This window comes from Sphingopyxis sp. KK2, from assembly GCF_001990265.1.
Lineage (GTDB): Bacteria > Pseudomonadota > Alphaproteobacteria > Sphingomonadales > Sphingomonadaceae > Sphingopyxis.
Genome location: NZ_LYVN01000005.1, coordinates 35,389 through 56,921, shown reverse-complemented (window position 1 = coordinate 56,921; position 21,533 = coordinate 35,389). Strand labels below are relative to the sequence as shown.

General features: G+C 66.8%; 13 protein-coding genes. 9 read left to right on the top strand and 4 right to left on the bottom strand.

The genetic code is table 11. The features are described from left to right. Positions 1-299 precede the first annotated feature (299 nt). Complete coding sequence (locus B1A78_RS01745; protein WP_077145327.1) at positions 300-2,612, top strand: sensor histidine kinase; 2,313 nt, start codon at positions 300-302, stop codon at positions 2,610-2,612. Here the strand turns inward: B1A78_RS01745 and B1A78_RS01740 are convergent. From B1A78_RS01740 to B1A78_RS01730, 3 genes are all read right to left on the bottom strand, one after another. Then, entirely contained in the window at positions 2,598-3,215 is a 618-nt protein-coding gene (locus tag B1A78_RS01740) for a response regulator transcription factor (protein WP_077145326.1), read from the bottom strand. The genes B1A78_RS01745 and B1A78_RS01740 overlap by 15 nt on opposite strands. A gap of 121 nt (positions 3,216-3,336) precedes the next feature. Further along, entirely contained in the window at positions 3,337-5,379 is a 2,043-nt protein-coding gene (locus B1A78_RS01735) for an amidohydrolase family protein (protein WP_077145325.1), read from the bottom strand. Between the two features lie 94 nt (positions 5,380-5,473). Then, positions 5,474-7,132 (bottom strand): amidohydrolase family protein, encoded by a 1,659-nt coding sequence (locus tag B1A78_RS01730; RefSeq protein ID WP_077145324.1) that lies wholly within the window; start codon positions 7,130-7,132, stop codon positions 5,474-5,476. 175 nt (positions 7,133-7,307) lie between these two features. Between B1A78_RS01730 and B1A78_RS01725 the strand changes: the two genes are divergently transcribed. The 7 genes from B1A78_RS01725 to dacB all read left to right on the top strand — a co-directional run bounded on the left by B1A78_RS01725 (position 7,308) and on the right by dacB (position 15,598). Further along, complete coding sequence (locus B1A78_RS01725) at positions 7,308-8,192, top strand: LysR family transcriptional regulator (protein ID WP_077145323.1); 885 nt, start codon at positions 7,308-7,310, stop codon at positions 8,190-8,192. A 93-nt stretch (positions 8,193-8,285) separates the two neighbouring features. Continuing rightward, positions 8,286-9,320 (top strand): N-acetyltransferase DgcN, encoded by a 1,035-nt coding sequence (gene dgcN, locus B1A78_RS01720; RefSeq protein ID WP_077145322.1) that lies wholly within the window; start codon positions 8,286-8,288, stop codon positions 9,318-9,320. A 10-nt stretch (positions 9,321-9,330) separates the two neighbouring features. Further along, positions 9,331-10,323: an N-acetyl-D-Glu racemase DgcA gene (gene dgcA / locus B1A78_RS01715; RefSeq protein ID WP_077145321.1), complete on the top strand. Its 993-nt coding sequence runs from the start codon at positions 9,331-9,333 to the stop codon at positions 10,321-10,323. 22 nt (positions 10,324-10,345) lie between these two features. Beyond that, positions 10,346-11,599 (top strand): dicarboxylate/amino acid:cation symporter, encoded by a 1,254-nt coding sequence (locus B1A78_RS01710; RefSeq protein ID WP_306171638.1) that lies wholly within the window; start codon positions 10,346-10,348, stop codon positions 11,597-11,599. Then, complete coding sequence (locus B1A78_RS01705) at positions 11,596-13,092, top strand: permease (RefSeq protein WP_077145320.1); 1,497 nt, start codon at positions 11,596-11,598, stop codon at positions 13,090-13,092. The genes B1A78_RS01710 and B1A78_RS01705 overlap by 4 nt, the downstream gene beginning before the upstream one ends. Then, positions 13,089-14,117, top strand: coding sequence for a serine hydrolase (locus B1A78_RS01700; RefSeq protein ID WP_077145319.1), 1,029 nt, complete (start codon positions 13,089-13,091; stop codon positions 14,115-14,117). Before B1A78_RS01705 ends, B1A78_RS01700 begins: the two co-directional genes overlap by 4 nt. Continuing rightward, on the top strand, positions 14,114-15,598 hold the full coding sequence (dacB, locus tag B1A78_RS01695) for a D-alanyl-D-alanine carboxypeptidase/D-alanyl-D-alanine-endopeptidase (RefSeq protein WP_256837398.1): 1,485 nt from the start codon (positions 14,114-14,116) through the stop codon (positions 15,596-15,598). The genes B1A78_RS01700 and dacB overlap by 4 nt, the downstream gene beginning before the upstream one ends. 9 nt (positions 15,599-15,607) lie before the next feature. Here the strand turns inward: dacB and B1A78_RS01690 are convergent, their stop codons facing one another. Continuing rightward, complete coding sequence (locus B1A78_RS01690; protein ID WP_077145317.1) at positions 15,608-17,986, bottom strand: penicillin acylase family protein; 2,379 nt, start codon at positions 17,984-17,986, stop codon at positions 15,608-15,610. 466 nt (positions 17,987-18,452) lie between these two features. On the opposite strand from B1A78_RS01690, the gene B1A78_RS01685 reads away from it, so the two are divergent. Beyond that, positions 18,453-21,395 (top strand): TonB-dependent siderophore receptor, encoded by a 2,943-nt coding sequence (locus B1A78_RS01685; RefSeq protein WP_256837397.1) that lies wholly within the window; start codon positions 18,453-18,455, stop codon positions 21,393-21,395. Positions 21,396-21,533 lie beyond the last annotated feature (138 nt).

Here is a 21,533-nt window from a genome sequence, read left to right as displayed (position 1 = left end):
GCAGCATCGGTGGAGACCGCATGCTTGCGCTCCACCCGATGATCCCGCTCTTTGCTGCGCCCCCACTGCCAACCGCGCGACCAACCCGCTTGGCGTTGTTTCTGCTTGCTAATTCCCCGGCACGCAGAGCGTCTACCCAATGTTTTTTAGGATGGCGGGCGTCGGCCCTTTGCTTCAGCAACACCCATCCCGACCGCACCGCGAGACCCTGTGCGGCGCCGGGACGCGACGACGGCGGAGTGGGGGCCGTCCGTCGTCGCACCCGTGCCAGCCGATCGAGCTAGGGGCTTATTTTCTAATTGAAAATTGACATTACCGGCTATGCGCGCGACAGCTTTTGGCGGATGTCGCAGCGCTTTTGGCCCGCACGATTCTGGTTCGTCCTGCTGGCGATCGTGCTGGCGGGCCTCTCGCCGTCCGCGGCGGCCGCTGCGGAGGAGATTCCGACGGTCGCGCTCCAGCCCGGACAGGATGCGCCATCGCTCGCGCCCTATGTCCGCTACCGCGTCGGTGACGCGGATCCGCTCAAAACCGCCCCCGCAGACCTGCTCGCCGGCCCGCTCCAGCGCGTCACGGGTTCGACGATTCATTTCGGACCGCCCGGCCGCAAGACCGTTGTTGCGGTGCGCGTGCGCAATATGGGGGAGAATCAGGGAAGCTGGATTTTCACCACCGGGCGCGGTTCGCTGGCCTACTTCCGGCTCTACGAGGTGGCCAACGGTAATCTCGACCTGCTCGTCGACGGCGCCGATCCCGAAGCCGCTGGCGACAATCTCCAGACCTACCAGGCGTTCAGCACCGAATTCGTGCTCGATCCGGGGCAGGAAAAATGGCTGCTGATCGATTTCCTGTCCGAAAACTCGACCTACCTGCCGCTCAAGATCAACAGCTACGGCACCTTCTTCAAGGAACGACGATCGAACATCGCGATGGTGTCGGGCGTCGTGTTCGGCGCCGTCGTGCTGATCCTGCTCAACTTCCTCTTCTTCTCGATCACCGGGCATCGCGAATTTGTCTGGCTGGCGGTGGCGCAGGCCTTTTTCGCGCTCAATACCGTCCATTCGGAGGGCTATTTCACCATCTTCTTCCTCGCCGACCATCCGCTGGTCGGGGTCGCGATCGAGGATATCTTCAAATGCGGTTTCGCCGCGGCGATGGCGCAGTTCGGCCGCAGCTTCATCGACACGCCGACCTATTTCCCGCGGCGCGATATGGCCTTGCGGGTGCTGATCGGCGCCGCGCTGCTGATCATGCTGCTCCAGCCCGCGCTCGCACTCTATCCGCCGGCGTTCCGCCATATGCTCCATATCGGCGGCTGGCTCGTCGCGATCGGCGGCGCGCTGTTCCTCCCCTTCGTCGGCTATGCGGCGATGCGCCGGCTCGGGCGCCAACTCTGGCCGCTGTTCGTCGGCTGGGCCAGCCTCGCGCTGTTCATCGTCTATGCCGCCATCGCCTCGATGGGCGTGTTCCGCTGGCTGCCGATCAACTGGCACCTCGCGGGGCCGGTCGGATTGTTCGAATCGATCATGGTGACGCTCGCGCTCGGGCTCAACCTCAAGAAGATCCAGCAGGACAAGCTCGTCGCTGACGGCAATTACGCCCGCTCGATGGCCGAACGCGTCGCGATGAGCGAGCGCGCCGCGCGGCTCGCGGAGGAAAAGGCCTTCGCGCTTGAAACGGTGAATAGCCAGAATGCGCTGCTCCATGCCTCGGGCCATGACAGCAAGCAGGTCATCCTCGCGCTCAACACCGCGATCGACGTGCTCAGGCGCGGCGACGACCGGGGTGCGAACGCCGACCTCACCGACATGCTGCAAAGCTCGTCGACCTATCTCAGCCAGATCGTCTCGACCACCATGTCGGGCGCCAATATCGTCGGCAGTGACACGCATTTCCTCGCGCTCAGCGCCTTCGACGGCCGCGCCCTCGTCGAACCGTTGCAGATGATGTTCAAGACGCCCTTTGCCGACAAGAAGCTGACGCTGGAAACGCATGTTGCCGGCGACGTCATGATGATTTCCGACAAGCCCTTGTTGATGCGCGTGCTGACGAACCTGCTCTCCAATTGCTATAAATATACTGTGTCCGGCGGGGCGAGTGTGACCCTCAGCCGCGACGACGATCAGGCGGTGATCATGATCGCCGACAGCGGCACGGGCATGGCGTCCGATATCGTCGAGACGCTCAACGGCGACGGCGCGACGCGCCTGCGCGCGAATGAAGGCATCGACGGCAGCGGCTCGGGTTATCGCTCGGCAAGGCGGCTTGTCGAAGCGCTATCGGGTTCGCTCGAAATTACGCACTCCTCGCCAGAAGGGACGACGCTCCGCATCATGTTGCCGCTCGCCTGCGATATGCTGACGCCCTGTACGGCGGACGATATACAGGTGAGGCTGGACAAGCGCCTGCTCCTCGACTTCGACCAGCGCCAGGCCTTCGACCAAGCGCTATCGAGCGCGACGTTCCCGCGCGAGCGCCTCATCGCGCTGACCTATGACGACACGACTGTCACGCGCGGGCGGCTCAGCGACCTCGTCGGGGTGATGATCATCAAGCCGCCCTACCGCGAATTGCTGCAGCACCCGGCGCTTGCGGGGTCAGAGCAGCTTTAACTCCTGCGCGCGCTCGACGATCTTGCGATTGTTGGGGACATCGAGCTTGCGGCGCAATTCGGCGATGTGAAAGGACACCGTCGGCTGCGCGATCGAGAGGCGATAGGCGATCTCCTTGTTGCTCTCGCCCTGCCCCAGATAATGGAGGATCGCCATCTGGCGCGACGACAGCGCGACCGGCGGCTGCTGGAACTTGCCGAGCGCTTCACGCATGTGCGGCGACAGGAAGATATCGCCCGCCAGCGCCGCGTCGCAGGCGGCGATGATCTGGTCGGGCGGATCTGCCTTGCTCACCACCGCGCGCGCACCGAGCTTGAGCGCATAGTCGATCTCATTGAGCAAGGTTTCGCCGGTCAGGATGATCACCGTCATGTCGCGCGACCCGATGATTTCGGCGAGCACGTTGATGCCGCGGACATCGGGCAGGTTGAGATCGAGGATGACGAGGTCGACCGGCTGCGACTGGACAAAGGCATTGACCATCGCCCCGCGATCGAGCGCGCCGACGACGGCGTAGCGCGGATGCCCCGCAAACAGCAGCTTGATCCCGCTCTGCGTGATCGCATGGTCGTCGACGATCAGGATATTATGCTTGATGGTCATCGCGGCGTTCCTTCCCCAACGCATGGAAACCGCATGCCCCACAGCAGGCCATGACCACAACCCGAACAATCTTTGGTTCCCGGCTTACCGCGAGGCCGGGTCGATCGCCGACCGGAACCGCCTATTTCGCGGGCGTGACCTTCAACGGCTTGGCGAAGGGCTTGATCCCGATCTTGGCATAGACCTCATCGGGGAAATAGACGGTGCCGTCCTTGACCACCATCGAGATCGCCTTGATCGCCTTGAAATCCTTCACCGGATCGCCCGAAACGAGCAGGAAGTCGGCGAGCTTGCCGCGCTCGACCGACCCGAGCGATTGTTCCTGCCCCATATAGCGGGCCATCTCGAGCGTATCGCGCGCGAGGACATCGGCGTTGCTCATGCCCAGCTTGGTGAACAGTTCGAGCTCGCGGTGCAGCGTGAACGCGCCGCCGGTGTCGGTGCCGGGGATCAGCATGATCCCGCGCTTGTTCATTTCGGTCAGCGTCGCGATGATCTTGGCATAGGCGGCAACGTAGCGTGCCCGCTCGGCGGGGTTCTCGGCGCCGAACAGCGCCTGTTTCAGCTGGCGCTGTTCGGCCGGCGGCATATGGTCGAAATAGTCGAGCGCGCCGGGATTGGGCTGACCGTCGAGCGCGGTGAGCCCGAGTTCGTGGATCGCGATCGTCGGCTCGTGCGTCACGCCGCGCGCGGCCATCGCGTCGAGCGTCTTGGTCACCTTCGCCGACTGGAGGTCGAGTTCGGGGAAGCGCTGCATCGCCTTGAAGCGGAACAGGGTGCGCGTATCCTCGCCCGGCTGCAGCACCCAGCCGAGCATCAACTGGTTGACATGGGTGATCTCGTCGAAGCCCGCCGCGATCATCGCATCGGCATCGGAAAAAGCCGGAATATGGCCCGCGACGCGCAGCCCCAGCCGGTGCGCCTCCTTGACCACAGCGGGCGCCCATTCGGGCTTCATCGAGTTATAGAGCTTGGCCTGCCAATAGCCGCGCGCGGCATACCAGCGGATATGGTCGATCGCCTCCTGCTCGCTGTGCGCCAGCCGCCCGGTCGCCGAGCTGAAGTCGCTGACCCCCTCGATAAAGCCGCTGCGCGTCACGCGCGGCCCGGCGATCTCTCCGCTCTCGATCCGCTTGACCAACTGGTCGAGCACCGCATTGTCATTGCCCATGTCGCGCACCGAGGTCACCCCCGCGAGCACGTTCATCAGCGCATCCTCCGGCCCCAGATGCGCGTGCATCTCATAGAGGCCGGGGATCAACGACCCGCCTGCCCCGTCGATCTCGGTCTCGCCTGGGGTGGCCGCGCTTCCCGCCGCGACGATCTCGCTGATCCGGTTGCCCGAAAAAACGACGTCACGCGGTTCGCTCATCGCCTTGGCGGCGGGGTCGAAAATCCGCACGTTGCGGATGCGCACCGGCCCGTCGAAGCGATGCGCGGCCTCCTTCTGAAGCCGTGCCAGACGCGCCGAGGCCAGTTCCTCGGACATGTCCTGCAGCGTCTTCGACGCCTCCTGCCCCAGCCCCTTGCGCAGGATGATGAAGCCCGGCGACGGCAGCGCGATCATCTCGCCCTTGGCATCGAGCGTGATGTAGGTCGGCGTCGTCGACAGCCCCGAGAGCTCATAGGTGATCGCCTCGAACGGGCCGTCGGCGCCCGCGATGGTGCGCCGGTCGCGTTCGGCGAGCATCGCGGTGCCGGCCGGGGCGACCGCCATGCTGTGGTCGGGATCGGCGAGCAATGCCTTGGCGAGGATCGCGACGTCGAACGGCGATCCGTTCTGCGTCACATAATAGGCGGGAAGCGCCTTGCCCTTCAGCGACCCCGGCCCGGCAAGGTCGGTCCAGCGCACTTCACCGCCCTTGCGCGCGAAATTCTCCTGCACAGTATTGCCGAAGGTCGTGCGCCCCGAAATCTGCCAGCTGACCGGCGCGCCTTCGGGGTCGAGCGCGACCACCTCCTTGATCGTCGGCCCGCGCCCATTCTGCTTGAAATCATAGTCGACATTGGCTTTGCCCGGCGCGCGCTCGATCGTCAGGTGTCCGATGTCGCGATCCTGCATGTATACGCGATATTCGCTCGTTTGCGCCTGGGCATCGGCAACCATCCAGGGCGCCGACAGCCCCAATAACGAAACCGCGGCAAAGGCACTGGCAAATCGCATATCTCGGCGTCCTTCGATTGAAATGATGGCGGACCTTATCGACTTGCGGTCAAAGCGAAAGCAGATTGTCGATGGCCCCCGCGCCCGGCACTTTTCAGGACTTTGCCGGGCATCCGCCCGGACAGGACCGCAGCAAGGCGCGCCCCGCGGTCATCCCGGTCGTGCGGCCGTCTTCGACCGCCAGCACGCCGTTGACAAACAATTTCCGGACCCCGACGCTCAGCTCGCGCGGATGCAGATAGTCGGCGCGCGGCGCAAATTGCTCGGGATCGAAGACAAGCACGTCGGCGAAATAGCCCGGGCGCAAATAGCCGCGCCGGTCGATCTTGTAGATGTCGGCGGTGCGCCCCGTCGACTGGCGGATGAAGGTCGTAAGGTCGATGACCTTCCGCTCGCGCACATAGCGCAGATATTTTTCGGGGAAGGTCGCGAACATGCGCGGATGGCCGTCGGACCCGTCCGACGAGGTCACCATCCACGGCTGCTTCATCAGCAGGTCGACGTCGGCCTGCGCCATGTTGAACGATGCGACCGACGCGCCGCCGCGTTTCGCTTCGCTGCCTTTCGCCTCGACGCTCTGGCGGATGATGCGCAGCGCGGCATCGCGCGGGTCGAGCTTCCACGTCTCGGCGACCTGCTCCAGCGTCTGGCCGGTCCAGGGAAAGCCCTGCGCGATCAGCAGCAGCGCGCTCGCCCCGCCCCGCCGCCGCAGATTGTCGGCCATCTCCTCGCGAATCCGCGCCAGCGTCGCCGGATCGTCAAGCCGCTTCAGCAGCGCAGCGCCGCCGCCATCGACCGCCCAGCGCGGCAGCAGCGACGCATCGAGGCTCGATCCCGATGCCAGCCAGGGATATTGGTCGGCGGTGACCTCGACCCCCGCCGCACGCGCGGCGTCGATCGCCGCGATCACCGCCCCGGCCTGGCCATGGACGTCGACGCCGAGCGCCTTCAGATGCGCGAAATGGACGGGCATGCCCGCCTGCCGGCCGATCTCGATCGCTTCCTCGACCGATCCGAGCAGCCCGATGTTGTAACTCGATTCGTCGCGCTGGTGGGTGTCGTACAGCCCGCCTCGCTTTGCCGCCTCGCGCGCCACCGCCACGACCTCGTCGGTCCTGGCAAAGCTTTGCGGAGCATAAAAGAGGCCCGTTGAAAGCCCGAGTGCGCCTTCGCACATGCCATTTGCGACCAGCGCCTTCATCCGGTCGAGCTCTGCGGCGCTGGGCGCGCGGGCATCCTGGCCGAGCACGCGCTGGCGCACCGAACCGAAGCCGACGAAAAGCGCGACATTGGTGCCGATCCCCGACCCGGCAAGCTTGGCTGCGTCGGCGGCGACATCGGGCGTTCCCGACCCGTCGACACCGATGACGACGCTGCTCACCCCCTGCGTCAGCCAGGCCGCGTTGACGCGCACCGCCTTGTCGGGCGAGCGGATGAAGCTGTCGGCGTGGGTATGCGGATCGATGAACCCCGGCGCGACGATCATGCCCTTGGCGTCGATCACCCGCGGTGCCGAATAGCCGCCCGCCGGTCCGACATGCACGATCCGGTCGCCGCGGATCGCGACATCGCCGACATAGGGTGCGCCTTCGCCGCCGTCATAGATGGTGCCGCCGCGGATGATGACATCGACCGCCTCGTCGGGCTTTGCCGCCGCGCCCGCCACCCAGAAGGCGCCGACGGCCAGCGCCGCCGTCGCCGACAGCGATGCGATCGTCCAGCGGACATGGCGCGGAGCAGGCGGCAGGGTCATCGGCGAAATCCTTCAACAGCGGCGCCCGGCATAAGGTGCGGACCAGCGCTTCGGCAACGAGAATGGCTCCCCAGTCCATACCGCGTCTAGCCAGCGTTGTTGCACCGCCTATAACCGAATGGCATAGAGAGCCCGACGGCCGCCAATTCGGGCCACGACTGCAAGGCCCCACCGCATGAACCTGCGCCAGATCGAGATCTTCCACGCCGTCTTCCTCCACGGCACCGTCAGCGCCGCGGCGCGGTCGCTCAACGTGTCGCAGCCGTCGGTGACCAAGGTGCTGCGCCACGCCGAACGCTCGATCGGCCTGACCCTGTTCGAACGGTCGAAGGGCCGGCTGATCCCGACGCAGGACGCGCATACCCTGTTCGCCGAAGTGTCGGACATCCAGGACCGCGTGCGCTCGCTGCGCCAGGCGTGCCAGAATTTGCGCCACGGACGCGGCGGGCTGCTTCGCATCTCGGCGCTCCCCTCGCTCGGCCTCGGCGCGATCCCCGAGGCGGTGTCGCGCTTCCTCGGCGAGCATGAGAATGTCATGTTCGACCTCCAGACGCTCCATCACGACGAGATGGTCCGCAAGCTCTACGAGCATGAAACCGACATCGCGATCAGCTTCGAGGTCCCGCTGTCGGCGCCGGTCGCGCACCAGGTCATCGGCGAAGGCGAGCTGGTCGTCATCTATCGCGAGGACGACATGCCCGGCGCGCCGGCGCGCGTGCGGCTCGACGAATTATGCGGGCACAAGGTCATCAGCCCCGCGCAAAGCGGCCCGATCGGCCGGATGCTATCGAGCGAACTCAACCGCCTCGAAGTCGTGCTCGACGAGGTGGTGTCGGCGCGGACCTATTATGTCGCGGCCGCGCTCGTCGGCGCCGGCGTCGGCATGGCGATCGTCGACAATTTCACTGCCCATGCCGCGCTGCCGCCCGGGCTGGTGAGCCGCCCGCTGCAGCCCGCGATCACCTTCGACATCAACGCCGTCTATCTGCAGAACCGTCCGCCATCGCGAACCGCCTCGGCCTTCCTCGAAGTGCTCGCGACCGTGATCGAAGGACTATAGCGCTCGGTTATAGGATAGCGGGCGCTAGATATTGGGGTCGCGCCGCCGGTGAGGATATTGTCGCCCCTTTCTTATCACGCAGGTTCCTGACCCATGATCGAAACGCCCTATCTTCTCTACCTCGGCCATTCGAGCGACCCCGCCGACATCAAGACCTCGCGCGGGCTCGCGGTGTTCCGGCCCGACATCTGCGTCGGCGAATTTCGCCACGACGATTGCCCGCTGACGCTCGACCTGCCGCGCCTCGATTTCGCCGCCGCGCACGCCGCCGGTGCGCGCACGCTGGTGCTCGGCATCGCCAATGCCGGGGGCAAGCTCGGCGAAGCGTTGATCGTCGATGCGCTTGCGGCGATGGAGGCCGGGCTCGACATCGCGTCGGGGCTACACCATCGGCTCAATGCCGAACCGCGGCTGGTCGAAACCGCCGCGCGGCTCGGCCGCCAGCTCCACGATGTCCGCGACCCGCGTCCCGACATTCCGATCGGCAACGGCAAGAAGCGCGCGGGCAAGCGCCTCCTCACCGTCGGCACCGATTGCTCGGTGGGCAAGATGTACACGACGCTCTGCCTCGCGAGCGCGCTCCAGCAGCGCGGCGTGAAGGCCGATTTCCGCGCCACCGGACAGACGGGCATCCTCGTCGCGGGCGACGGCGTCCCCCTCGACGCCGTGGTCGCCGACTTCATCTCGGGCGCGATCGAACAGGTCTCGCCTGCACGCGACGATGGCGGCTGGGACCTGATCGAGGGGCAGGGTTCGCTCTATCACCCCTCCTTTGCGGGCGTCTCGACGGGCCTGCTCCACGGCGCCCAGCCCGATGCGCTCGTGCTGTGCCATGATCCGGTGCGCCCGCATATGCGCGGCCTGCCGCATTATCCGCTGCCCGGCATCGCCCCGACGATCGAGGCCAATCTGGCCGCGGCGCGCCTGACCAACGCCGATGTCCGCGTCGTGGGCATCGCGCTCAACACCTCGGCGATGGCCGAAGCCGATGCGCGCGCGCTGTGCGCCGAGGTCGAGGCCGAATATGGCCTGCCGACGAGCGACCCCTATCGCTTCGGGGTCGAGGCGATCCTCGACCGGCTGCTCGAAACCGAAACGGCCGCACCCAGCGTCGCCGAAACCGCCTGACGCTGCCGATATGACGCGCAGCCTGACGACATTCGGCGAGATTCTGCCGCTCCACACACCCTTTCGCATCTCGCGCGGGGTGAAGACCGCGGCGCAGGTCGTGACCGTCGCGATCGCGCAGGACGGCGTCACCGGGCGCGGCGAATGCGTGCCTTATCCGCGTTACGGCGAAAATGCCGAAAGCACGGTGCTCGCGATCGAGGCGGCGCGCGGCGCGGTCGAAGCGGGCGCGACCCGGCACGATCTGCTCGACCTGATGCCCGCCGGCGCCGCGCGCAATGCGATCGACTGCGCGCTGTGGGACCTCGAACTGCGCCTCGCCGGAAGCGATATCGCGACCGCGCTGGGGCTCGAAAAGCCGTTGCGCCCGATCGTCACCGCGATGACGATCAGCCTCGATACCCCCGATCGTATGGCGGCGGCTGCCGCCGCGCTCGCCGACGCCCCGCTGCTCAAGGTCAAGGTCGACCGCAACGACCCCGCCGCGCAGATCAAGGCCGTCCGCGCCGCGGCGCCGAACCCGAAGATGATCGTCGATCCCAATGAAAGCTGGACCATTGCAGAAGTGCGGGGCCTCCAGGACCTGTTGATCGAACTGCGCATCGACCTGCTCGAACAGCCGCTGCCCGCCGACGCCGACGACGATCTGCGCGGCTTCCGCTCGGCGATCCCGATTGCCGGCGACGAAGCGGTGCATGTCGCCGCCGATTTGGGCACGCTGCCCGACGGCTATGGCGTCGTGAACATCAAGCTCGACAAGACCGGCGGCCTCACCGCCGCGCTCGATCTCGCCCGCGCCGCGCGCGAACGCGGGCTGGGCGTGATGACCGGCTGCATGATCTGTTCGTCGCTGTCGATCGCCCCCGCCTGGGCGATCGCTGCACAAAGCAGCTTCGTCGATCTTGACGGACCGCTCTGGCTTGCCGAGGATCGCGCGGGCGGGGTCCGCGCGGCGCATGGCATCATGTCGCCGCCGCAGCCCGGTTTCTGGGGCGGCCTTTGACGGGATCGGGGCCAAGGGGGGAATGACGACGATGCTTCGCCGCTGGGTCGCGGTGCCGCTATGGCAAAGGGTGCTCGGCGCGCTGGCGATCGGCGTGATGCTGGGGCTCGTCTGGCCCGCCGCCAGCGAAGCCATCGCGATTGTCGGCGAACTTTTCGTCCGGCTGATCCGGATGCTCGTCGTCCCGATCGTCTTCATCAGCATCGCCTCGGGTGTCACCGCGCTCGCCGACCCGCGCAAGCTGGGGTCGGTCGGCGCGCGCACCGTCGGGCTGTTCGCGGCGACGACCTTCTTCGCGGTGTCGATCGGCATCCTCGTGGGCCTGCTGCTCGAACCCGGCAAGGGCGCCGCGCTCGCCGGCGCGGTCCCGCATGCGCTCGGCGACCCCAAGTCGCTCCACGACCAGCTTGTCGGCATCATCCCGACCAACATCGTCCAGTCGCTCGTCGACGGCGACATGCTCGCGATCATCTTCTTCTCGATCCTCTTCGGCTTCGGCGTTATCCTCGCCGGCGACGAGGGAAAGCCGATGGCCGACCTCCTGCAATCGGCGGGCAAGGCGCTGTTCCACGTCGTGCGCATCGTCATGGAAGTCACCCCCTTCGGCGTCCTCGCGCTGATCGCCAAGGCGGTCGCCGATAACGGCGTCGCGGTCTTCGCCAATATCGGCTGGCTCGCGGTCGGGGTCGCTGCCGGGGTGCTGCTCCAGATCCTGATCGTGCATGTGCCGCTGCTCGCCCTCGTCGCGCGGCGGCCGGTTCTGGCCTTCTATCGCACGATCGTCGATGCGCTCGCGGTCGCCTTCTCGACCGCTTCGTCGGCCGCCACCCTGCCCGTCGCGCTGCGCATCGCGCTCGAGGATCTCAAGATCGCCCCCGGCGTCGCCAAGACCGTGCTGCCCATCGGCGCGAGCATCGGCAAGGACGGCACCGCCATGTATGTCGGCCTGCTCAGCATCTTCGCGCTGCAGGCGGTAGGGGTCGAACCCGACCTCCAGATGCTCGCTATCGTCCTGCTCACCGGCGCCCTCGCCGCCTTCGGCACCGCGCCGATCCCGTCGGCCTCGCTGTTCATGCTCGCTGCGGTGCTCTCGGCGGTCGGCGTGTCGGCAGAACAGACCGCGCTCGTCGTCGGCTTCGTCCTGCCCTTCGACCGCCTCCTCGACATGACGCGCACCGTCGCCAGCGCGAGCGCCAACCTCACCGTCACCAGCACCGTCGCGCGCTGGGAAAAGGCGGTCGATGCACCGTCCGCCGAGGCGGAACCGGCGCGATGACGGCAAACGCCGTCCCTGTCGGCGAACGGGACCTCCCAGCCAGGCCCTCCGCACGCCGCCTGTTCGGCCTCTACCTGCTGCTCGGCTTCGCCGCCGGCCTGCCCTTCTACATGTTCAACGCGGTGCTCACGCTGCGCCTGTCGAAGCATGGCGTCGACATCGTCATCATCGGCTTCTTCGCCTGGATCGCGCTGCTCCCGACCTTCAAATTCGCTTGGGCGCCGCTGGTCGAGAAATATGACGTGCCGGGTTTCGCGCGCTTCTGGGGCCGGCGGCGCGGCTGGATCATGCTGTCGCAGCTCGGCATCTTCACCGCGATGGTCGCCATGGCCTTCACATCGAACGACAAGAGCCTGCCGCTCACCGCGCTGTTCGCGATCCTGCTCGCCTTCTGGACGACCACATTGGAGGTCGCCGCCGACGGCTGGCGCATCGAGCTCGCGCCGACGCAGGCCGAACAGGCGCCGATCGTTGCCGCGAACCTGTGGGGCTATCGCAGCGCGATGGTCGCGGCGGGCAGCGGCGCGATCCTCGTCGCGGCGCGCGCCGACTGGACGATCGCCTATCTCGTCATCGCCTTCGCCGCCTTCCTGCCCTTTCCGATCCTCGCCGCGATGCGCCCCGAACAGCCCGGCACGCGCGGCCGCCTGACCTCGCTGGTCGGCGGCACCCTCGCCAGCCTCGCCATCCTGCTCGCGGCGGCGCTCGCCACGGCGGCGGTCGGCTGGCTCCTCCTGTCGGCCGCCGAAAGCGCCGGCATCTCGGCCAGGAGCAACGTCACCCCCGTCGTCCTCGCCATCGCGCTGCTGCCCTTCGTCGCGCTGGCGCTTGCATTGCCGCGCATCAACCGTCTGCCCGCCGCCGCGCTGACCAGCAAGCCGGGCTTCGCCACCGCCTATGTCGAGATTTTCTGGCGCTACGGCTATGCCGTGCTCGCGGTGCTCGCCTTCGTCTCGCTCTATCGCATGGGCGACGTGCTGACGCTGACGCTGTCGCACCCCTTGTGGAACGAGGCAGGCTACAGCCTCGACCAGATCGGGGTCGCCGACGGCGTCGTCGCGCTGTCGGCAAGCATGGCGGGGGTCGCGCTCGGCGGCTGGCTGTCGACGCGGCTGTCGCTCGGCTGGACGCTCGGCATCGGCGCGGTGACAGCTGCGCTCGGCAACTGGATCTATGTCTGGCTGTGGCATAGCGAGCCATCGTCCTTCATCCTCTACACCTCGGTCGCGGTCGACCAGTTCGGCAACGGCTTCGCGGGCGCGGTGTTCGTCATCTATCTCTCGATGCTCGTCAGCCCGACCTATCCGGGCGCGCAATATGCCCTGCTCTCGGGCTTTGCTTTCCTGCTTCCGCGCCTGCTCGCGGGCGCGTCGGGATCGATGCAGACGCAGATCGGCTATGACGGCTTTTTCCTGCTGTCGGGCGCGCTCAGCTTCGCCGCGATCTTCCTGCTGCCCGTCATTGTCCGCGTGAAGGCGCGCGCAACGCCATGACGCTGGCGGCGATCTGCGACGCGGGTTTCGCGCCCGCCCTCGAAGCCGTCGAAAGCGGCCGCATCCCCGGAGCGGCGCTCGGCGTCGTCGATGCCAGCGGCGATCATGCCATACGCTTTATAGGCATGGCCGCGCTCGTCCCCGAGCGCGAGACGCTGACCCGCGACCATTGGTTCGACCTCGCCTCGCTCAGCAAGGTGATCGCGACGACGACGATTATCCTGACCCTCGCCGAACAGGGCCATCTCGACCTCGATCGCCCGCTGACCGACGCGATTCCGGACCTGCGCCAATATGACGTCGCGAACGCCGCCGAGCGACGGCTGACCTTCCGCGACTGCCTGATGCACCGCAGCTTCTTGCCCGCGGTCGAACCCATCTACACCTATGGCGACGATCCGGCGCGGCTGCGCGCTTTCGTCCTCCAGCGCGAATGGCGTCACGGCCCGCCCGTCTATTCGGACATCAACTTCATCCTCCTCGGCATCGCGATCGAACGGCTCACCGGCGCGCCGCTCTCCGCCTGGCCGCTCGGCGAAGGGCTCGGTTTCGGCCCGCCCCCCGGCCCCGCCGTCGCGACCGAAAATTGCAGCTGGCGCGGCCGCGTGATGAAGGGAGAAGTCCACGACGAAAACGCTTTTGCGCTCGGCGGCGCACCGGGTCATGCCGGGCTGTTCGGCACCGTCGACGGCGTGCTGGGCTTCGCCGCCGCGATGCTGCGCGGCGACATGCTGTCGCCCGCGATGATGGCCGAGGTTCGCACCGCGGGCGCGAATCACCGGACCTGCGGCTGGGAACGCGCCTTCGCCGGCTGGCACGGCGGCGACACCTGTTCGGCCGACAGCATCGGCCACACCGGCTTCACCGGCACCGGCCTGTGGCTCGATTTCGAGCGCGGCCTTGCCTGGACCCTGCTCACCAACCGGGTCCACCCGACCCGCCACTTCGACAGCGGCATCGTGGCGCTACGCCCCGCCACGGGCAACGCCCTCATCACCGCATGCGACGAACGGACAGACAGATGAACATGACGATCAAGAGCTTCGCGCCCGCAACGGTTTTGGCCTCCGCCCTCGCGCTGTCGCTTGCCACGGCGCAGGCCCAGACCACCACCACCGCACCGCTGCTCGCCACGGTCGAACACACGCTCGCCACCGGCCCCGAAGGCACGCGCTACGGCCTGCTCGTAACGACGCTCGACGGCGAAGTGCTGCTGTCGATCGCCCCCGACCAGCGCTTCATCCCGGCCTCGAACACCAAGATGTTCACCACCGCCATCGCCTATGCCGAACTGCCCCTGCTTCAGCAGACCGCCAAGGGGACCGGCGTAAGACTCGAAACGGGAACCGGCGGCGCCATCGACGTCATCCTCCACGGTCGCGGCGATGCGGTGCTTTCCAGCGCCGACGACTGCAAGACCGACTGCCTCCAGACGCTCGCCGATGCGGTCGCGGCGAAAACGCGCCACGTCCGCAACATCGTCGGCGACGACAGCTGGTTTCCCGACGAACGCTGGAGCCCGGGGATGAGCTGGAACAATATCCAGTCGCGCTATGGCACCGGCATTTCGGCGCTGACGCTCGACGACAATGAGCTCGTGGTCAGGCTCGCCCCCGGCGCGCCCGGCGCCGCTCCGGCCGTTCAAACCTCGGGCTACTACAGCATCGAAAATCACGTCACGACCGTCGCGGGCAAGGAAGACAAGGTCTCCGCCGACCGCATGCCGAACAGCCGCGTCCTCCGCCTCACCGGCACCATCGGTGCGGAGGCGGCCCCGATGACGCTGCGCTACGGCATCGACGACCCCGCGCATTATGCCGCCTGGCGGATGGGCGAATTGCTGCGCGCACGCGGTGTGAAGGTCGATGGCGATATCGCCGCGCGCCACCGGCCGCTGACCGCCGCCGACGATCCCAAGACGCGCGACGGCGCGCCCGCCGCATGGCCCGCCGAACCCGCGATGCTCGCCGAACTGCCCGCCCCGTCGCTCGCCGAGAATATGATCCGCATCAACAAGGAGAGCCAGAATCTCCACACCGAACTGATGCTGCGCCGCGTGTCGCGCGCCTCGGGCAGCGGCTCGATCGCCGACGGTCAGGCGGTGATGCGCAAGGTGATGGGCGAAGCGGGTCTCCCCGCGACCGGATATTTCTTCGCCGACGGGTCGGGCATGTCGAGCTACAACCGCATTTCGCCGCGCGGCGCTGTTGGCCTGCTGAGCTGGATATCGCGCCAGCCGTGGGCCATGGCCTGGCGCGAGACGCTGCCGATCGCCGGCCGCGACGGCACCTTGCAGAACCGCTTCAAGGGCACGATCCTCGAGGGCAAGCTCTTCGCCAAGACCGGCTCGCTCAACGCCTCGCGCGCGCTCTCGGGCTATCTCACCACGCGCAGCGGCAAGACCCTGATCTTCTCGGTGCTAGCCAACGATATCCCTGACGAACGCGACAGCCAGGCCACCGCCGCCGTCGACCGCGCGCTGGTCGCGATTGCAGAGGCGCTTTAGGCCCCCACCCTAAGCGGGTGTCAGCGTCAGCCGCCCTGCGGCATGGCGGTCGACCGCCGCCTTGCTGTACCAGAGCGGCTGCATCGTCCCCGCCAGCCAGAGCGGGTAGAAGTCGCGGTAACGCGGCGAGCGCGGATCGGCCGACTGGCCGGGCAGCAGCAGGAAGCGGCTGTTGTCCCACGCGCCGACATCGGCGACGAACAAATAGCTCGCGCCGTGCGACACGTCGAAAGTCCGCCGCGCGTTGAAGCCGCGTGCCATCGGCGTGTTCCAGTCGCCGCCCGAACGGCCGCCCATGATCTTCGGAAAGGCTTCCGCGATCTTGCGGTTCGACGCCGCGAGCGGATGCTCGATCGTCACCCGGTGCAGGTCGCCCCAGCGCCAGCTTGCCGGATCGGCCCCGCCGACCTCGACCGCCTTTTTCCACCCCGCGACCAAGGCGCCATCGACCAGCGCATCGCGCGCTGCGGCGGGGTTGTCGCCGAGCCGCTTGTCGAGCGTCGTCAGCATGCGCAACATCTCGGCCAGGTTGAGCGATGTCACCAGGTCGCGCGCGGCGGCGGGCACGACGCGATCGTAAACCGCGGTCGACAGCAAGGGCAGCACCATCTCGTATAGCAAGGCCGCGCCGCTGTCGGCCTCGATCCCGCAATCCCAGCGCTTGAGCAGCGCCGCCGCTTCGACAGCTTCGGCCGAAGGCGCGGCGGGCAGCATCTTGACGAGGGCCCGCGCCGGCAGCGACTGGACGTCATGCTGGAGCGCGATGCTGTCCTCGATCCGGTGCTTGGGCTGCGCGCGCAGCACTTCGGCGCAGCGATCGTAGCGGAAGGGATCGCTCCAACTAAAACTGATGATCCGCTCGCGATACGGATAATCCTTCGGCAGGTTCATCTGGTTGGCCGAGGCGAACCAGCCTCCGGCCGGGTTATAGACGTGCGGCATATCCTCGACCGGCAGGATGCCCGCCCAGTCGAAATCGCCGTCGCCGGGCGCGGGGAACAGCCCGTCGTGCTTCGGCCGACGCGGGGTAAAGCCGATCGTCTGCCAACCGGTGTTTCCGTCGATATCGGCATAATGGAAATTGGTCGGCGAGACGTGCAGCTTGAACGCCTTGCGCAGCGACGCCCAATCGGTCGCCAGGTTGATCGCGATCATCGCAAAGCGCGCATTGGCGCCGGGCAGCATCGCGACGGCGGCAAAGGCGACCGCGCGGTTCCGCGCCGCATCCGCCGACACGATCGGGCGGCCGCCCGCATAGCGCAAAGTCACGCGCTCGGCCGGCGCGCCCTTGACGAGAATCTCGTCCTCGAAGCTCTCGAACGCCTTCCATTCGCCCTTGTGCCAGTAGCGGCCGGGGTCGCCCTCCTTGGTGCGCAGGATGAACAGATCGCTCTGGTCGATGTGGAAATTGGTGCGGCCAAAAGCGAAGCGATCGGTGTGCCCCTGCATGATCCCGGGCAGCCCCGGCGCGCCCGCGCCGATCACGTCGAGCCCCGGAGCCGACAAATGGCACATGTGGCGCGGGCTCGACCGCCCGATGCCGAGGTGCGGGTCGTTGGCGAGGATCGGGCGCCCCGTCGCGGTGCGCGACGGCGCCACCGTCCAGGCGTTGCTGCCGAGCGCAAAACGGTCTTCGCGGCGCGCCTCGGGGTCGAACCAGGCGTCCTGCAGCGGCTCGAAGCCCCCCGGCCGATTGGCAGGGTCGAGCAGGCCGAGGTCGGCCTCGCTCACCGCTGCGGTGTCGAGCCCTTCGGGCACCGTGAACGACCAGGCCGGACGCAGCGGCGCCATCAGCAGGTCGGCGTCGAGCAGCCCGCGCGCGTGGAGCATCGCGCGGCGCACCTCGTCGTCGGCGTCGCCCATGCCGATACCCCGGCCCCGCACCAGGTCGCGGACGTCCCAGCGCAGCGGGCTGATCCCCAAAATGCCATATTCGAGCGGCAGCAACGACGGATCGGCGGCCAGCTCGTCGATGCGCGCGTTGACGCCCGCGACATAGCCCTCGGCGCATTCGCGTACCTCGGGCGGTATGGCCGCGAGCTCGGCGTCGATGTCGCCGCGATAGAGGAAGAGCCGCGCCGCCGTGTCGGCGGCGACGAAGCGCGGGCCGAAAGCCTCGGCCATGCGACCCATGTCGCGGCGACGCTCCATGTCGATCTGGAACAAACGGTCGCGCGCGACCAGATAGCCCTGCCCGAAAAAGGCGTCATATTTCGAAGCCGCGCGGATATGCGGCACGCCCAGCTCGTCCTCGATGACCTCGATCGGCGCCCGCGCGCCCGACAGCCGCGCCGTCGTGGCGCCCTTGACCTGCGGTTTCGCCAGCAGGCTCGCCGGCATCGCGACCAGCGCGGCGGAAGCCAGAAGGAACGCACGGCGCTGGATCAACAGGGCCTCCCCGAAAAATGATGACAAGCCCCGACCCTATCGCAGCGCGGTGCCGCCAACCCATAGCAAGCGGGCCACCGCCTATAACTGCAAGCTATCCGCACCGCATTTTCGGCGATTCCAGCGGTACTATTCCCTCGGGCTATATGTCCATATAGCCGGGTTAGCCGCGAAGCGGTTGACGGTCTGCGGCCACCCTGTAACCTCGCTGTCATGGAACCGGCTGTCCCCGCGCCTTGATATGTGGCGATAGCCGGGCCGGCAGGACGATTATCACCAAAAACATAAGATGGCGGGAAAAATACCCGCCAGGTGACCAGGTGGGACAAAGTGGGCAAGCCAACCCGGCGCAGCATGCCGGGGCACGCACAAGGGCGGCGTGCGGCTGGGCCCTCGGTATAAGGGGACTCTGTAAATGCGTGATTTTGGACAAATTCGCCGGCCGCTGGGCCGCTTCGGCGCCGCCATGACGGCTCTGGCCCTCGTGCACAGCGCACCCGCGCTCGCGCAGGAGGCCGCCGCGCCCGCCGACAGCAGCGAAGCCGCATCCGGCGACCAGATCGTCGTCACCGGTTCGCGCATCGCACGCGACGGGTTCCAGGCGCCGACCCCGGTCATCGTGCTGACGCAGGAAGATATCCAGAACACCTCGCCGTCGAACAATATCGCCGACTTCGTCAACCAGCTGCCGCAACTCGCGGGCTCGACCAAGCCGGCGAACTCGCGCCTCAACATCTCCAACGGTTCGGCGGGCGTCAACGCGCTCAACCTGCGCAATCTCGGTGAGAACCGCGTGCTCGTCCTCATCGACGGTCGCCGCTCGGTCGGGTCGACGATCTTCGGCTGGGTCGACATCAACACGATCCCGCAGGCGCTGATCGAACGCGTCGAGCTGGTCACCGGCGGCGCCTCTTCGGCTTATGGTTCGGACGCCGTCACCGGCGTGGTCAACTTCATCCTCAACAAGAAGCTTGAGGGGCTGCGGATCACCGGCGACATCGGCGTCACCCATGTCGGCGACGGCTTCAACTATTCGGGCAGCATCGCGGGCGGCAAGTCGTTCGCCGACGGTCGCGGCCATGTCGTCTTCAACGCAGAGATCGCGCATCAGGACGGCATTTACGAGGTCGACCCGAAAGATCGGCCGTGGAACCACAAGGGCTATCTGGCCTTTGCCAACCCCGCCTATACCGCAACCAACGGCCAGCCGGCCTTCATCACCTTCTACCAGAACGCCGGCCAGACGAACCAGGCACCCGGCGGCTTCATCACCGGTTCGGCGGGGGCCACCGCCAATTCACTGCGCGGCCTCTATTTCGGTCAGAATGGCCAAGTCATCCCCTATCAATATGGCTCGTTCAACTCGCCGGTTCTCGGCGGCGCGGCGGCGGTCACCCGCACCGTCGGCGGCGACTGGCGTCTCAACGATTCGGGCCGTCGCATCGGCCTTGCGCCGAAGGACGACCGCTACGGCTTCTACGGCCGCGCCAGCTTCGACGTTTCTGACGGCGTCACGCTGTTCGCCGAAGGCTCGTTCAACAAGCAGGAAGTCTTCTTCAACGCCGGTCCGAACCTCGGTTCGGCGACGCTCAACACCACCGGCTGTACGGTTGTCCCGACCCCGATCACCTGTAACGCCTTCGCGCTGCAGACGCTCGGTGCCGCGCGCCTGGCCGGCGTTACCAGCGTCAGCATCACCACGACGGCCGCCGACCTGCCCTTCCGCGGGATCAACAACAAGCGCCAGGTCCAGCGCTATGTCATCGGCGCCGAGGGCGAGTTCGATGCGTTCGGCAAGGCGGCACGCTGGGACATCTACGGTCAATACGGCCGCTCGGACGTGCGCGAACAGCTTCGCAACATCATGCACGTCACTAGGATGGCCAATGCGACGAATGCCGCCTTCGCGCCGGCCGGCAACGCCGGCGGCTATGCCGTCGGGTCGATCCAGTGCCTGATCAACCTCGACGCCGACACCACCAACAACGACCCGAGCTGCGTGCCGCTCAACCGCCTGGGCATCGGTGTCGCCGACCCGGCGGCGATCGACTATGTGCTCGGCGACCCCTATCGCAAGCAGGTGCTCGAACAATATGTCACCGGCGCCAACCTGTCGCTGACCCCCTTCGCCACCTGGGCGGGCGACGTCAGCATCGCGATCGGCGGCGAATATCGCGAGGAAAAGATCCGCGGTACCGTCCCGGCGGAGTTCCAGCCGATCATCAACCCCAACGGGACGACGTCGAACCGCTGGTCGGTCGGCAACTATCTGCCGTTCAAGGGCAGCTATAATGTGAAGGAAGCCTATCTCGAAACGCTGATCCCGCTTGGGTTCGGCCTCGAGTTCAACGGCGCGGTGCGCGCGACCGACTATTCGACCTCGGGCTATGTCACGACGTGGAAACTCGGCGCGACCTGGGCCCCGATCGACGATATCCGCCTGCGCGTGACGCGCTCGCGCGATATCCGCGCACCCAATTTGAACGAACTGTTCCAGGCCGGCACCGCGAACAGCGATTCGGTGCGCAACCCCGCCTTCACCCCGGACCTCGCCAATGGCCCGCAATTCTTCCCCTATTCGGGCCTGACGACGGGCAATCCGGCGCTCCAGCCCGAAAAGGCGGATTCGTGGAACATCGGCGGCGTGGTGACCCCGCGCTTCCTGCCGGGCTTCCAGGCGTCGGTCGATTATTTCCGCATCGATCTCGAGGATGCGATCGACTCGATCAGCGCGCAGGAAGTGGTGAACCGCTGCAACGAAGGCGTTCAGGCCTTCTGCGACGCGATCAGCACCGATCCGGTTCGCTCGACCCCGACCACGCCCTATCTGCTGATCCGTACCCAGCCGTTCAACTATGTGCGCCGGCTGGTGCGCGGCATCGACTTCGACGCCGCCTATCGCATCCCCGTGGGCGAGGCGAGCAGCATCACGCTGAAGGGCACCGCGACCCGTTACATCGAGAATCTGGCAGAAACCGGCATCGCCGGCACGACGCCGGTGAACACGGTGGGCGCGAACGGCGGCCAGGCGAGCACGCCCAAGTGGATCTTCCGCGCCAACCTGAATTACTCGACCCCGAGCTTCTCGGGCACGGTGACCGGCCGCGGCGTCAGCTCGGGCAAATATCTGGCCAATGCGATCGAATGCACCAGCGGGTGCCCGACATCGTCCAGCCAGTTCCCGACCTATGCCGACAACCATGTGAAGGGCACCTTCTACGTCGACCTCAACCTTACGCAGAAGATCAAGGTCGGCACCGCATCGGAAGCCGAACTGTTCTTCAACGTCACCAACCTGTTCGACGCCAACCCGCTTCTCCTGCCCGAAACCGGGCTGGCCGCGAACAGCAGCTTCTCGGATCTGCTCGGACGGACGTACCGCGTCGGCTTCCGCTTCAAGCTCGACTGATCGTCGAAAACGAAAAGACGAACAAGAAAGGGCGGGCCCGCGGGTCCGCCCTTTTTTATGCGGCGTTCCCTTGCGCCTTCCGGGCAAGCCTCAAATCTGTGAGGTGCATGATCGCAACCGGCGATACATAGCAGGCAA

Coding starts and splice junctions, on each gene's coding strand:
- B1A78_RS01740 (WP_077145326.1), bottom strand. CDS start 3,215: ATGACCATCAAGCATAATATCCTGATCGTCGACGACCATGCGATCACG.
- B1A78_RS01735 (WP_077145325.1), bottom strand. CDS start 5,379: ATGCGATTTGCCAGTGCCTTTGCCGCGGTTTCGTTATTGGGGCTGTCG.
- B1A78_RS01730 (WP_077145324.1), bottom strand. CDS start 7,132: ATGACCCTGCCGCCTGCTCCGCGCCATGTCCGCTGGACGATCGCATCG.
- B1A78_RS01725 (WP_077145323.1), top strand. CDS start 7,308: ATGAACCTGCGCCAGATCGAGATCTTCCACGCCGTCTTCCTCCACGGC.
- dgcN (WP_077145322.1), top strand. CDS start 8,286: ATGATCGAAACGCCCTATCTTCTCTACCTCGGCCATTCGAGCGACCCC.
- dgcA (WP_077145321.1), top strand. CDS start 9,331: ATGACGCGCAGCCTGACGACATTCGGCGAGATTCTGCCGCTCCACACA.
- B1A78_RS01710 (WP_306171638.1), top strand. CDS start 10,346: ATGACGACGATGCTTCGCCGCTGGGTCGCGGTGCCGCTATGGCAAAGG.
- B1A78_RS01705 (WP_077145320.1), top strand. CDS start 11,596: ATGACGGCAAACGCCGTCCCTGTCGGCGAACGGGACCTCCCAGCCAGG.
- B1A78_RS01700 (WP_077145319.1), top strand. CDS start 13,089: ATGACGCTGGCGGCGATCTGCGACGCGGGTTTCGCGCCCGCCCTCGAA.
- dacB (WP_256837398.1), top strand. CDS start 14,114: ATGAACATGACGATCAAGAGCTTCGCGCCCGCAACGGTTTTGGCCTCC.
- B1A78_RS01685 (WP_256837397.1), top strand. CDS start 18,453: ATGACGGCTCTGGCCCTCGTGCACAGCGCACCCGCGCTCGCGCAGGAG.